General features: G+C 72.0%; 14 protein-coding genes. 8 read left to right on the plus strand and 6 right to left on the minus strand.

The features are described 5' to 3' along the window. Positions 1–31 precede the first annotated feature (31 nt). The 3 genes from KCH48_RS10005 (at position 32) to KCH48_RS10015 (ending at position 2,692) form a co-directional block, all read left to right on the plus strand. Positions 32–685 (plus strand): histidine phosphatase family protein, encoded by a 654-nt coding sequence (locus KCH48_RS10005; protein ID WP_210572160.1) that lies wholly within the window; start codon positions 32–34, stop codon positions 683–685. A gap of 64 nt (positions 686–749) precedes the next feature. Then, positions 750–2,369, plus strand: coding sequence for an ABC-F family ATP-binding cassette domain-containing protein (locus KCH48_RS10010; RefSeq protein ID WP_210572161.1), 1,620 nt, complete (start codon positions 750–752; stop codon positions 2,367–2,369). 59 nt (positions 2,370–2,428) lie between these two features. Next, a complete protein-coding gene (locus KCH48_RS10015; protein WP_210572163.1) occupies positions 2,429–2,692 on the plus strand; it encodes a DUF6158 family protein in 264 nt (87 codons plus the stop codon). Between the two features lie 28 nt (positions 2,693–2,720). Here the strand turns inward: KCH48_RS10015 and KCH48_RS10020 are convergent, their stop codons facing one another. The 5 genes from KCH48_RS10020 to KCH48_RS10040 all read right to left on the minus strand — a co-directional run bounded on the left by KCH48_RS10020 (position 2,721) and on the right by KCH48_RS10040 (position 6,822). Further along, positions 2,721–3,263 carry a type 1 glutamine amidotransferase domain-containing protein gene (locus KCH48_RS10020; protein WP_210572165.1) on the minus strand — a complete coding sequence of 181 codons (543 nt, stop codon included), beginning with the start codon at positions 3,261–3,263 and terminating at the stop codon, positions 2,721–2,723. 6 nt (positions 3,264–3,269) lie between these two features. Then, entirely contained in the window at positions 3,270–3,926 is a 657-nt protein-coding gene (locus KCH48_RS10025) for a diguanylate cyclase (RefSeq protein WP_210572167.1), read from the minus strand. After that, positions 3,923–4,354, minus strand: coding sequence for a CBS domain-containing protein (locus KCH48_RS10030; RefSeq protein ID WP_210572169.1), 432 nt, complete (start codon positions 4,352–4,354; stop codon positions 3,923–3,925). The genes KCH48_RS10025 and KCH48_RS10030 overlap by 4 nt, the downstream gene beginning before the upstream one ends. A 233-nt stretch (positions 4,355–4,587) precedes the next feature. Beyond that, entirely contained in the window at positions 4,588–4,962 is a 375-nt protein-coding gene (locus tag KCH48_RS10035) for a DUF2795 domain-containing protein (protein WP_210572172.1), read from the minus strand. Between the two features lie 63 nt (positions 4,963–5,025). Then, on the minus strand, positions 5,026–6,822 hold the full coding sequence (locus KCH48_RS10040; RefSeq protein ID WP_210572173.1) for a thiamine pyrophosphate-requiring protein: 1,797 nt from the start codon (positions 6,820–6,822) through the stop codon (positions 5,026–5,028). Positions 6,823–7,064: 242 nt separating this feature from the next. Here KCH48_RS10040 and KCH48_RS10045 point away from each other — a divergent pair, with 242 nt between their 5' ends. Continuing rightward, entirely contained in the window at positions 7,065–7,859 is a 795-nt protein-coding gene (locus KCH48_RS10045; RefSeq protein ID WP_210572175.1) for an RNA polymerase sigma factor SigF, read from the plus strand. Between the two features lie 79 nt (positions 7,860–7,938). Here KCH48_RS10045 and KCH48_RS10050 read toward each other — a convergent pair whose 3' ends face one another. Next, complete coding sequence (locus KCH48_RS10050; RefSeq protein ID WP_210572177.1) at positions 7,939–9,057, minus strand: GAF domain-containing protein; 1,119 nt, start codon at positions 9,055–9,057, stop codon at positions 7,939–7,941. A 128-nt stretch (positions 9,058–9,185) separates the two neighbouring features. On the opposite strand from KCH48_RS10050, the gene KCH48_RS10055 reads away from it, so the two are divergent. The 4 genes from KCH48_RS10055 to KCH48_RS10070 all read left to right on the plus strand — a co-directional run bounded on the left by KCH48_RS10055 (position 9,186) and on the right by KCH48_RS10070 (position 13,498). Beyond that, positions 9,186–9,902: an ANTAR domain-containing response regulator gene (locus KCH48_RS10055; RefSeq protein ID WP_210572178.1), complete on the plus strand. Its 717-nt coding sequence runs from the start codon at positions 9,186–9,188 to the stop codon at positions 9,900–9,902. Positions 9,903–10,149: 247 nt separating this feature from the next. After that, on the plus strand, positions 10,150–11,034 hold the full coding sequence (locus KCH48_RS10060) for a hypothetical protein (protein WP_210572275.1): 885 nt from the start codon (positions 10,150–10,152) through the stop codon (positions 11,032–11,034). 149 nt (positions 11,035–11,183) lie between these two features. After that, entirely contained in the window at positions 11,184–12,431 is a 1,248-nt protein-coding gene (locus KCH48_RS10065) for an aminotransferase class I/II-fold pyridoxal phosphate-dependent enzyme (RefSeq protein ID WP_210572179.1), read from the plus strand. Beyond that, entirely contained in the window at positions 12,428–13,498 is a 1,071-nt protein-coding gene (locus tag KCH48_RS10070; protein WP_210572180.1) for an MBL fold metallo-hydrolase, read from the plus strand. Before KCH48_RS10065 ends, KCH48_RS10070 begins: the two co-directional genes overlap by 4 nt. Positions 13,499–13,553: the final 55 nt, after the last annotated feature.

Here is a 13,553-nt window from a genome sequence, read left to right on the forward strand (position 1 = left end):
GGACGCGAACGACACCCGGAGGACCCCGTACATGCGCCTGCTCCTCATACGCCACGGCCAGACCCCCTCGAACGTGGACACTCTGCTGGACACGGCCGTTCCCGGCCCGGGGCTGACCGCGCTCGGCGAGCGGCAGGCGGCCCTGCTGCCCGAGGCACTCGCCGACGAGGACATCGAGGCCCTGTACATCTCCACCCTGATCCGCACCCGCCTCACCGCCGCCCCGCTCGCCGCCGCCCGCGGCCTGGACATGATCGTCCGCGACGGCATCCGGGAGCTGACGGCCGGCGACCTGGAGATGCTGCCCGGCGACGGTGAGCACGGCCGCACCTACATGGAGACCGTGTTCGCCTGGGCGGCGGGCGACGTGGAGCTGCGGATGCCGGGCGGCGAGAGCGGCACCGAGGCGCTCGCCCGGTTCGACGCCGTGGTCGCCGAGGCCGCGGACAGCGGGGCCGGAACCGTCGCCATGGTCAGCCACGGCGCGGCGATCCGCATGTGGACCGCGGCCCGCGCGGACAACGTCGACGTCCCCTTCGCCGCCGCCCACCCGCTCGACAACACCGGCGTGGTCGTCCTGGAGGGCTCCCCGGCCGACGGCTGGAAGGCGCTGTCGTGGGCGGGCGCCGTCGTGGAGGCCACCGGACCCGGCACGGAGAGCGGCCCGACCGGTCAACCCCTGTAGGCGGCCGGTCACGGCCCGATAAGCGTTTGCCCGGACTCCTTGGCGGCCCGCAGAATGCGTCCTCATGGGACATCTGGAAGCCGCACATCTCGAGTACTACCTCCCCGACGGGAGGGCGCTGCTCGGCGATGTGTCCTTCCGGGTCGGCGAAGGCGCCGTCGTGGCCCTGGTCGGCCCGAACGGCGCGGGCAAGACGACCCTGCTGCGGCTGATCTCCGGCGAGCTGAAGCCGCACGGCGGCACGGTCACCGTGAGCGGCGGCCTCGGCGTGATGCGCCAGTTCGTGGGCTCCGTACGGGACGAGACGACCGTACGGGATCTGCTGGTGTCGGTCGCGTCGCCCCGTATCCAGGCGGCGGCGAAGGCCGTCGACAGGGCCGAGCACGCGATCATGACCGTCGACGACGAGGCCGCGCAGATGCAGTACGCGCAGGCCCTCTCCGACTGGGCCGAGGCCCACGGGTACGAGGCCGAGACGCTGTGGGACATGTGCACCACGGCCGCGCTGGGCGTGCCGTACGACAAGGCGCAGTTCCGTGAGGTGCGCACCCTGTCCGGCGGCGAGCAGAAGCGGCTGGTCCTTGAGGCGCTGCTGCGCGGCACGGACGAGGTGCTGCTGCTCGACGAGCCCGACAACTACCTCGACGTGCCCGGCAAGCGGTGGCTGGAGGAGCGGCTGAAGGAGACCCGCAAGACTGTCCTCTTCGTCTCCCACGACCGGGAACTGCTCGCCCGCGCCGCCGAGAAGATCGTGAGCGTGGATCCGGGACCGGCGGGCGCGGACGCGTGGGTGCACGGTGGCGGTTTCGCGACGTACCACGAGGCGCGGCGTGAACGCTTCGCGCGCTTCGAGGAGTTGCGCAGGCGCTGGGACGAGAAGCACGTCCAGCTGAAGCAGCTCGTCTACACGCTCAGGAACAAGGCCGCGTACAACGACGGGCTGGCCTCCCGTTATCAGGCCGCGCAGACCCGACTGCGCAAGTTCGAGGAGGCCGGCCCACCACAGGAGCCGCCCCGCGAGCAGGACATCACGATGCGCCTGCACGGCGGACGTACCGGCGTAAGGGCCGTCACCTGCAAGCAACTTGAGCTGTCCGGCCTGATGAAACCCTTCGACCTGGAGGTCTTCTACGGCGAACGGGTCGCCGTCCTCGGCTCCAACGGCTCCGGCAAGTCGCACTTCCTGCGGCTGCTGGCCGGGGAGACCGTCGCGCACACGGGGGAGTGGAAGCTCGGCGCGAGGGTCGTCCCGGGCCACTTCGCCCAGACGCACGCGCACCCCGAGCTGACCGGGCGCAAGCTGCTCGACATCCTGTGGACCGAGCACTCCCAGGACCGCGGCGCCGCCATGTCCCGGCTGCGCCGCTACGAGCTGACGAACCAGGCCGAGCAGAGCTTCGACCGGCTCTCCGGCGGCCAGCAGGCCCGCTTCCAGATCCTTCTGCTGGAACTGGAAGGTGTGACGGCCCTGCTGCTCGACGAGCCGACCGACAACCTCGACCTGGAGTCCGCCGAGGCGCTCCAGGAGGGCCTCGAGGCCTTCGACGGCACGGTCCTCGCGGTCACCCACGACCGCTGGTTCGCCCGCTCCTTCGACCGCTACCTGGTCTTCGGCAGCGACGGCCGGGTCCGCGAGACGGCGGAGCCGGTGTGGGACGAACGGCGGGTGGAACGGGCGCGCTGACCCGTGGAGTGTTCGTACAGTGGATGCTGAAAGCGAGATCCGGCGGGTACTCGAACCGTATGGACGACCACGACGAGCGGGGCACCACCATGACCGGAGTCGACCCGGACCGGCTGGACGATCAGCAGCTCATGAAGGAGCTGGAGACCATCCACCGCACACGCCACGACACGCTGCTGCACGGCTCGAACGACGCGCTGCGCGCCCATAACGACCGGATGGCGCAGCTGGAGGGCGAGTATCTGCGCCGCAACCCGCGGCGTCCGGTGGCCGCGGGTCGCACACGCGAAGGGGCCCGGGAACGGGGCTGCGCGGATTCGTAGGCCCCCGCGCAGGTCAGTCAGACCGCAGTCAGACCGTCTGCCGGGCGAACACCTCCAGGAAGGCCTCGTTGAACGCCTTCAGGTCGTCCGGCTTGCGGCTGGTGATCAGCGGGTTCGGGCCCTGGTCGTCGATGTGCACCTGCTCGTCGACCCAGGTGCCGCCCGCGTTGCGGATGTCCGTCCGCAGGCTGGGCCACGACGTGAGCGTCCGGCCGCGTACGACATCCGCCTCGACCAGCGTCCACGGGGCGTGGCAGATCGCGGCGACCGGCTTTCCCCGCTCGAAGAACGCCTGGACGAACGTCACCGCGCGCTCGTCCATCCGCAGGAAGTCCGGATTGGCCACGCCACCGGGCAGCACCAGAGCGCCGAACGACTCGGCCGGCACCTCGCCGACCACCTCGTCCACGGCGAAGGTGTCCGCCTTGTCGAGGTGGTCGAAGGCCTGCACCTGACCGGGCTTCGTCGACACCAGCACCGGCTCGTGCCCCGCCTCGACCGCCGCCCGCCACGGGTCGGCCAGCTCGATCTGCTCCACGCCCTCGGGCGCCGTCAGAAACGCGATGCGCATCGTCCTTCACCGTCCTTTCTCGGCACGCCAGCGGGCCTCGTCACCCTTGGCGCGCTTCTTGTTCCGTCGGGCCGCGCGTCGGCAGCGCAGCAGTTCCTCGGCGTACGGCAGCACCACACAGGTGCCGATGGCGGCGGCGATCCCCGCGAGATAGGTGCCGGACAGCGGCCGCCGGCGCCGCACCAGACGCCATGCGTCCGGATCGCCGCGACCGCCGCGCAGCAGTGCCTTCACCTGGTCGGCGTGCAGACACATCATCGACGCCAGCGCACCGAACGGCAGCGACTCCAGGAAGCTGTGGATGTGCTGCTCCAGCGGCTTGACCTCACGGTCGCTGCGTACGGCCGTGCGTACGTCCCACAGGGCGGTCGCCTCGTGCACCGCGGCCCCGGCGGACTGCACGGTCAGCAGCAGCGGGTTGACCTCGTAGCGCAGGGTCAGCGCGATGGGGATGCCGACCTCGGCCATCATCAGGGAGTGGATCAGTGACTCCTTGGTGCCGGCGGTGTCCTCGATGCGGGTGCGCCGGTGCATCACCCAGTCGGCGAGACCGGGCACGAACCAGCCCGGCAGGAGTCCGTACAGCAGATAGCGGATGGTGACATCACCGACGTCCACGGAGACGCCGGTGGCGCGGATCTCGGCGGCCTGGTCCCGGCTCACCCGGATACCTCGCGGTCCGGTGCGGCGCGGCTGATGTCGGCCAGCGCCGAATCGGGGTCCTCCTCCTCGGCCAGGTCGCCGAGGGTGACGATGCCGACCGGCAGACCGCTCTCGACGACCGGCAGCCGGCGCACCGCGTGCTCACGCATCAGGGTGATCGCGTCGGACACCGGGTCGTCGGGGGCGACCATGACCGGATCGGGAGTGCACACGGTCTGCGCGCTCACCGTCAGCGGATCGGCGCCCTCCGCGACCGCGCGCACCGCGATGTCACGGTCGGTGAGCATCCCGACGACCCGCGAACCGTCGGCCACCACCACATCGCCGATGTCCTGCGCGCGCATCAGCTGCGCCGCTTCGACGAGCGAGGCGTCCGGGCGGACCGCGACCACGCCCGGCGTCATGACATCCCTCACGAACTCAGCCATCACTGTGGCCCTTTCCTCCGTTCCCCGGCCGACGGCAACACCGCGACCGGGCCGTATGGCGCCGTCCGCAGTACCCCCGGGCCGGGGTGGCTATGCGTACTTTGCGGCTCTAACGGGCCTTGGTGAAGCGCCCCGTCAGGGGCGCGGGGCTGTGTCGATGTGCGGCTACCGCCGCGTGGGCGCGACCAGCCCTCACCGGCCCGCAGGCGATCACCGCGCTTCCAGCGGAGCGCTCAGCTGCGGGTCAGGGCCTCGGCGAGTTCCTGGACGTTGGTGTAGCGCGCCGAACGCGGCAGGCGTTCCACCGCCTCGGCGAGGGCGTCCGGCGCGTACCGCCGACGCAGCTCGCCGGCCAGTTCGCGCGGGCTCGCCGGGAAGGCGCCACGGCCGAGCACCTTGGCCAGCTCCAGCCGGACCGCGGCCAGGGAGGCCCGGGTGCGCCCCGGCGTCACCGGCCCGCCCGCGACCTCCGGGTCGTCCTCGGCGCTCGGCTCGGGGTCGTGCCACTCCTCGGTCCTCGTGGGGTGCCCCGACCTCAGCAGACCCTGCAGTTCATGCTTCATCTCGTCGTCACGATGGACGCTCAGCCGGTCACTGCCTCGCTGCATGACTCCCTCCAGATCTTCGGGGGTGAGGCTCCGCGTACCCGAAGAGCGGCGGGCGACACTCGGCTACTTCTTGTCCCGCCCCGGCAGGAATTCCTGCACCTTCGCCTTGAAGCCCTGCTTGATCATCGAGCCCCGGTCCGCGTCGCCCTTCAGGATCGACGCGGCCGTCGCCTCCATCTGGTCCCAGGTGGCGTGCGGCGGGATCGGCGGCACGGCCGGGTCGGTCAGGAACTCGATCACCGCGGGCCCGTCCGCCTCCAGCCCGGCCCGCCAGCCCGCCTCGACGTCCTCCGGCTTCTCGACCCGGATACCCGTCAGGCCCAGAGAACGGGCGAAGGCGGCGTACTGCACGTCCGGGATCTCCTGCGAGGGCAGGAAGGACGGCGCTCCCTCCATGGCCCGCATCTCCCAGGTGACCTGGTTGAGGTCATGGTTGTTCCAGACGCCGACGACCAGCCGCTTGTCCTCCCAGCGGTCGGCGTACTTCGCCGCCGTGATCAGCTCCGCAAGACCGTTCATCTGCATCGCCCCGTCCCCGACCAGCGCGATCGCGGGCCGGTCCGGGTGGGCGAACTTCGCGCCGATCGCATACGGCACCCCGCAGCCCATCGTCGCGAGCGTGCCGGACAGCGAGGAGCGCATCCCGGGCCGCATCGTGATGTGCCGCGCGTACCAGTTGGCCGCCGAGCCCGAGTCGGAGCTGATGATCGCGTTGCCCGGCAGCAGTGGGTCCAGCGCCCGCGCCACGTACTCCGGGTTGATCGGGTCGGCCGACAGCCCGGCCCGCCGCTCCATCACGTCCCGCCAGCGCGTCACGTTCGCGCACACCGTGTCGTACCACTCCCGCCCGCGCTCCTCCGTCCCCAGCAGCGGGATCAGCTGCTGAAGGGTCGCCTTCGCGTCGCCGACGAGATTCACCTCGTACGGATAGCGCATCCCGACCATGTGCGGATCGATGTCGATCTGCACACCGCGTGCCTTGCCGAAGTCCGGCAGGAACTGCGTGTACGGGAAGGACGACCCGATGGTCAGCAGGGTGTCGCAGTCCCGCATCAGCTCGTACGAGGGCCGGGTGCCCAGCAGCCCGATCGCGCCGGTGACATACGGGAGTTCATCGCTGAGCGCGTCCTTGCCGAGCAGCGCCTTGGCCACGCCGGCGCCGAGCAGTTCGGCGATGCGCTCCACCTCGCGCTGGGCGCCGGACGCGCCCTGGCCGACCAGGATCGCCACCTTGTCACCGGAGTTGAGGATCTCGGCGGCCCGCGTGAGGGACTCCTCGGAGGGGATCGCCGTCCAGGAACTGCGGTCCAGGCTGGAGGGCACCATCTTGAACTCGTGCGTGGGCGGCGAGTAGTCGAGCTCCTGCACATCGCCGGGGATGATGATCGCCGTGGGGGAGCGGCGCGCGTACGCGGTGCGGATCGCCCGGTCCAGGACGTTCGGCAGCTGCTCGGGGACGGTGACCGTCTCCACGAAGTCGGAGGCGACGTCCTTGAAGAGCGTGTGCAGGTCCACCTCCTGCTGGTACGAGCCGCCCATCGCCGTGCGGTGCGTCTGGCCGACGATCGCCAGCACCGGGACGTGGTCGAGCTTGGCGTCGTACAGGCCGTTGAGCAGGTGGATCGCGCCGGGGCCCGAGGTGGCCGCGCACACGCCGACCCGGCCGCTGAACTTCGCGTAGCCGACCGCCTGGAACGCGGACATCTCCTCGTGCCGGGACTGGATGAAACGGGGCCGGTCCTCGGCGCGGCCCCAGGCGGCGAGCAGCCCGTTGATGCCGTCGCCGGGATAGCCGAAGACGTGCTCCACACCCCATTCGCGCAGGCGCGCGAGGACGTGGTCGGAGACCTTGGTGCTCATACGGACCTCCCGGACTCGGGATCGACAGCAGCAGCACCGCCCGAGTCACCCTCCGCGTCCGCGGAAAACCTGCCCCGTGTTTGCGGCCCGGACAGAAGGGCAGGCGAAATACCAGTGCTTCGGACAGGAGGCACGTCCGTGGGAGCGGCGCTCTCGCCGCCACGGCCGCGCTGTCCGAGTGCGGTCGCGCTCCCCCGGTTACCGTCCAAGCCAGAGCGCAACCAAGGGAGTTGTGGCGCATCATGCCCACTCAAGTGAGCGCGAAGCACCACCCGCACGACGACGCCCCCGACACGGCGGAGGCCTTCCGCAAGCTGACCACGCTGCCGCCGGGACCGCAGCGCGACACGCTCCGTGACGAGATCGTCGAGGCGTGGCTGCCCATGGCCGACCGGCTCGCCGGACGCTTCCGCAGCCGCGGCGAGAGTTTCGACGACCTGCGTCAGGTCGCGGCCCTCGGCCTGGTCAAGGCCGTCGACCGGTACGACCCCGCACGCGGCAACGCCTTCGAGAGCTATGCCGTACCGACCATCACCGGCGAGATCAAGCGGCACTTCCGCGACCACATGTGGACGCTGCACGTGCCGCGCCGGGTCCAGGATCTGCGCAACCGGGTCCGGTTCGCCGTCCAGGACCTGTCGCAGACCGTGTCCGGCCAGCGGCCCACCGTGGCCGAGATCGCCGAGCACGCGAACATGAGCGAAGAGGACGTGCTGGTGGGCCTGGAGGCCCTGGAGAGCTTCACGGCCCTGTCCCTGGACGCCGAGCTGCCAGGCAGCGAGGACGGGTACTCCCTGAGCGACGCTCTCGGCACGTCCGACCCCGCGCTGGACACGGTCGTGGACCGTGAGGCCGTACGGCATCGGCTGGCGGCGCTGCCGGAGCGGGAGCGGGCGATTCTGTACATGCGGTTCTTCGGGGACATGACGCAGAGCCGGATCGCTGAGCGGCTCGGTATTTCGCAGATGCATGTGTCTCGGCTGATCAGCCGGTGTTGCACGCGGGTGCGGGATCAGGTGCTCCAGGATGCCGCGTAGGTTCGGTTTCGCCGTGGGGGTGCGGTGATCTGCGGTCTTGCTGCTTCGTTGTGGCTGGTCGCGCAGTTCCCCGCGCCCCTTAGGGCGTTCTCGTGAGCCTCAGTGTTATGTGGCGGGACATCATGTCCATCGCTTGTGCTTCTGCCATTGAGAAGGCCAGGCGGGCTCCGCAGCGTAGGAGGGTGAGGACGCCGTGGACCTTGCCGTCGGTGGTCAGGGGGACGCAGAGGAGTGAGGTGACGTTCGCCTGGGCTAGGACCGGGGCGCCGGAGGGGTCCCGGCCCAGGGCGTCCGGATCCTCGGGGCGTACCTGGAGTGACGGGGCGCCGCCCCGCGCCGCCTCGGCGACCAGGGGAGAATCGGCCGGATCCAATGCCATCAGCGCGTCCGCCTCCTTCTCCGACGGTGCGAACACCGCCGTACGGGACAGGCCGGCGGCCCCCGCGTCGGCTATCACCCAGTCGGCGAAACGTCCGTGGAGTACTTGGGCGGCCCGGTGAAGGGTCTGTTCGGGCGGGGACGTGAGCAAGGCCGTCGTCATGGCGTCCAGCAGATCCATCAGGGACGCGTGCCGGGTGGCTTCGGCGAGGTCGGGGACTTGGCCCGTGGTGGTCGTGTCCGGTACTGGTGAGGCGGGCACACCATGTCCGTCGGGCTGTAGGAGGACCAGCACCGTGGGGCGTGGCTCGCCCGTCGGTCGTACGGCGGTCAGGGTCGCGTGCACCGGCTCGGCCGGGCGCCGTTGGAGGTGGACGGTGAGGCTGCGGTCGCCTTCGCCGCGGGCCACGGCCGCCGCCTGAGAGCGGAACGCCGCCCGGTCGGCGTGGACCAGGAAGCCCGTCAGGGGCCGGCCCGTCGCGAAGCCGGCGCGGACGCCGGTGAAGGCGGTCGCCGCGAAGTTCATCCGGCGCACCACGGTCTCCCGGTCCACCAGCGCGACCGGCAGCGGCAGGCGCTGGAACACCGTCCGCAGCAGCTGCTGTTCCTGGCGGTCGGCGGCGGCCGGGCGGGAGCCGTCGACGGTGGACAGCCGCTGATACCACGGCCACAACTGGTCGGCCACATGGTCGAGTTCGAAGATCGCCGCATCCAGTACGGTGGGCAGGTCGCCGCCCGAAGCCGACCGCGCCGCCTTCAGCTCTGCGACGCGGCGCACGAAATCCGCGAGTTCTTCACCGAACTCCTCCGTCTGGGTCATGCGACGAACCTAGCGCGCGGTACGGCGCCCCGGGCCACAGGAGTCCGACGAGCGACTCGCTCCGGCTCTCGCCCGCTGTTTCCCGGCCAACTCGACGGGGCAGCCGAGGGGAAGAGGAGGACTGCACAATGCCGGACACCCAGGACACCGGCCGCTGGGGCGCGGAGTCCGCAGAGTCCACGCTACCCGGCCGACGGCTGTCCGAACTGGTCGAGCAGGCCGCCCGCTGCACCGCCGACTGCTGCGGAGCGAGCAGCAGCGTCATCGAGGGCGGCCCCGAACGGCCGGCGGCGGTCACCCATCCCGACCTGGCCGCGCTCGTCGCGGTGCAGATGCGCTCCGGGGAGGGGCCCATCCCCGCCGCCCTCGAACGCGGGGCGCCCGTCGACTCGACGGATCTGCTGCGCGAGGAGCGATGGCCGCAGTACCGCGCCCTGGCGCTGGACTCGGGGGTCCGATCCAGCGTGACGCTCCCCATCCGCCGAGCCGGGCTGACGGTGACCCTGAGCCTCTACAGCTTCCGTCCGGGCACCCTCGAGGACGCCCCGCGCGGGCCCGCCCGGGCGCTCGGTGACTTCGCCGCGGCGTGCCTGGTTCGCGACCAGTCCTACCGGGCCGCGCTCACCGAGCTCGACCAACTCGGCGCGGCGCTGCGGTCCCGGCCCGTCGTCGATCAGGCGTGCGGCATCATCATGCATGTCCTGGGGTGCGACGCGGACGCCGCGTTCGGCATCCTGCGGCGTATCTCGCAGACCACGAACCGGAAGCTCGTCGACGTCGCGTCGGCGGTTGTGGAGCGGCGGGGGCGGGGGTTGGAGGGGGATCTGGCGGCGCTGCTGAACTAGAGCGCTACGCCGGGGGCTCGAACGGCCGTCTGTCGTCTGCGGGTCGGTGGGGGCTGGTCGCGCAGTTCCCCGCGCCCCTTCGGGGCGCTGACACGGCGCCCAACGCCAAACCTCTCATCACCCGGTCGGGCTAGCTCGTCCCGCGAATGGGGTCCTGCCGCGCGCGGTGTGTGGGTCGGCGGGCTGTGATGGCGGTGGGGGCACGAGCATCGCGCCCCCGCAGCCGTCGGCCGAAGGAGTGCACCCCATGCGCCGCACCGTCCGTGCCCTGTCCGTCGCCGCTCTGGCCGGGTTCCTCCCGGTCATCGCCGCCGCGGCCGCCTTCGCGGATCCGGTCGCGGAGGTCAGCCCGGGGCAGGTGGCGCCGGGCGGCAGCATCACCGTGTCGGTCTCCTGCGACCCCGTCGAGGGTCCCGCACCCGCCGCCGTCGAGGCCACGTCGCTCGCCTTCGACGAGGGCACCGTCCAGTTGCGCAGGGTCGTCGGCAACGAGGACGAGGTGTCCGGGGCCGCGTACTCCGGCACCGCCCGTATCGCTCCGGCCGAGGACCTGGAGGAGGACGAGGGTGTCGGCCCCGACACCGCGTGGACGGTCGACGGCACCTGCCCGGCCGCTCCCGGTGCGGAGGGCACGCCGTGGAGCGCAACGTTCACGGTGGCCCGCGGCGGCAGCAACGGCCCGTGCGCCGACCCGCTCGACCCGACCTGCGCCACCAGCAAGCCCTGCGTCGATCCGCTGGACACGTCGTGCGCCACCAGCACGCCGTGCCCGGTGCCGACCGCCACCCCCTGCCCCACGAGTAAGCCGACCACGAGCAAGCCCTGCCCGGCGCCGACCGCCACCCCCTGCCACACCAGCAAGCCTTGCCCCGAGCCGACCCCCACCGCCTGCCACACCGGTCAGCCGTGTCCCTCGCCGTCGGACCTTTCGTGCCACACGAGCAAGCCCTGTCCCGACACGCACGACACGTCCTGCGGCGGTGCGGTGATCGAGCACGGTGTGCATGCCGGTGACGGCGGCGCCTTCAACGACTCGGTGCCCGCGTTGGTGGCCGGCGGTGTGCTGATCGTGGGCGCGTTCGGCGGTGCCGCGTACCGGTTGTGGCGCAAGGCGCCCGCCGAGGACGGCTGACGCGCCTCACCACCCACCTGTGACCGGCACAACTCGAGCGATCCCCCATGGCTCACTGGCACCCTGGGTACGGAGAGCCCAGGGACGACAACCGCACCTGCCCATGGACGACGGGCGAACCAGGGACATCGAACCGGACGGGAGGGACCATGCCGCGGACCGACCCGGAAGGTCACGGCCCCGTCCGCTACGGGCCGCCGATCCCCGACGACGGGCTGCCTGTGCTGCCCGAACTCTCCGACGTACTCGCCGAGGCCGCGACCCGCGCCGTCAGCGAACCGATCGGCGGCGGCCCCGCGCTGCTGGACGCCGCGTGCGGCTACTGGGAGCGGCGGGGCCTTGCCGCCGGTCCGGAGCGGGCCGTCGCCGCGCCGGGCGCCCCCGCGCTGCTGCTCGCGCTGACCTTCGCCATCGGTGGCGACGTGCTGGTGCCGCGGCCGTGCGCGGCCTGGTGGGCGCCGTACGCACGGCTGTTGGGCAGACCCGTCTTCCATGTGGCGACACCGGCCGAGTCCGGCGGTGTCCCGGATCCGTACGCCCTCCTGGAGACCGTGCGCCGGGTCCGTGCCGAGGGAGGCGACCCGCGGCTGCTCGTGCTGTCGGTCGCAGACGACCCCACGGCCACCGTCGCGCCGCCCGAGGCGCTGCACGAGACCGTCGAGGCGGCCCAGGGCGAGGGGCTGCACCTGGTCAGCGACGAGACCTGGCGCGACACCCTGCACGCCCCGCACGACACCGTGCTGCTCAGCCCCGCCGAGATGCTGCCCGAGCGGGTCACCGTCGTCACCGACCTGGCCGGCGCGCTGCTGCCGCCCGGCTGGCCCGCCGCCGTCGCCCGCTTCCCGGCCGGCGAGACGGGCGACGGCCTCCACGCGCGCGTGCTCGACGTGCTCACCGCCCTCGGCGCCCGCGTCGCCGGACCGGTCGCCGCCGCGGCCACGTACGCGCTCACGGAACCCCGGCCGGTGTCCCAACGGCTGTCCGCCGCCGTACGCCTGCACGCGCGCGTGGCCGCCGCCGCGCACGCCGCCGTCGTCGCGGCCGGCGCCCTCGCCCGCCCGCCGCACGCAGGCCGCCATCTCTACGTCGACCTGGGTCCGTTGCGCCCCGCGCTCACCGCACACGGAGTCGGCGACGCCCAGGAACTGGAGGACTTTCTCGCCGCCCGGCTCGGCATGCCCGCACCCGGCGGCCACCGCTTCGGCGACGAACTGGGGGCGCTGCGCGTACGGCTGTCCACGGGGCCGTTGCTCGGCGGAACGGACACCGAGCGCGCGGAATGCCTCAGTTCACCCTCGCCGTTGGAACTGCCACATGTGCACCGTGCGTTGATCCACTTGAAGTCGGTCTTCGACGAACTCCGCGACGACGCTCAGCGAGGGGAGCCTCCGCGATGACGCAGCAGTCCGAGTCACCCACGTCGACCACCACGAGTCCGCCCACCCGGGACGCAAGCGTTCCGGCGTCCCCGTCCCCCTTCGCACCCCCGTTCCCGCCCCTCGCCGAACCCCGCCCGCTGGGCGAACGCCGAGTCTGGCCGCGGACGTTCCACGACCGGCTGACCGCCCCGCTGCCCGGCCTCAAGTCCGTCGCCCGCTTCGCCCGGGAGGGCGCCGTCCGCCCGGACAAGGAGGGCCTCGCCGACATCCCGCGCCTGCCCTTCGAGCCCGCCCCGCTGCCCCGGGCCGACGCGCGCACGGTCGCCGTCTCCTGGGCGGGACACGCCAGTTGGGTCGTCCGGATCGGCGGACTCACGGTCCTCACCGACCCGGTCTGGTCCCGCCGCATCCTCGGCACCCCCGCCCGCATCACCCCGGTGGGCATCGACTGGGACGCGCTGGGCCGGGTGGACGCGGTCGTCATCAGCCACAACCACTACGACCACCTGGACGCCCCCACCCTGAGCCGCCTCCCGCGCGACACCCCGATGTTCGTACCCGCCGGCCTCGGCCGCTGGTTCCACCGCCGCCGCTTCACCTGCGTCACCGAGCTCGACTGGTGGGAGGCCGCCGAACTCCAGGGCACCCGCTTCGACTTCGTGCCCGCCCACCACTGGTCCAAGCGCACCCTCACCGACACCTGCCGCTCCCTCTGGGGCGGCTGGGTCCTCACCGCCCCCGACGGCCACCGCATCCACTTCGCCGGCGACACCGGCTACGGCCACTGGTTCACCCGCATCGGCCACCGCTACCCCGGAATCGACCTCACCCTCATGCCCATCGGCGCCTACGACCCCCGCTGGTGGCTCAGCGACGTCCACTGCGACCCCGAGGAGGCGGTCCGGGCAACCCAGGATCTGGGAGCGCGCCGGATGGCCCCCATGCACTGGGGCACGTTCGTACTCTCGGCGGAACCGGTACTGGAGCCGCTGACGCGGGTGAGGGCGGCGTGGGAAAGGGCGAGACTCACGCGCGAGGATCTGTGGGACCTCCCCATTGGGGGATCGCGGGTTCTCGACAACTAGGAGCGCAGGAAGCCCCGTCGGGGCAGGGTGACCACATGGGTCCCCTGGCCCGACG

Source organism: Streptomyces sp. GESEQ-4, assembly GCF_017948455.1.
Lineage (GTDB): Bacteria > Actinomycetota > Actinomycetes > Streptomycetales > Streptomycetaceae > Streptomyces.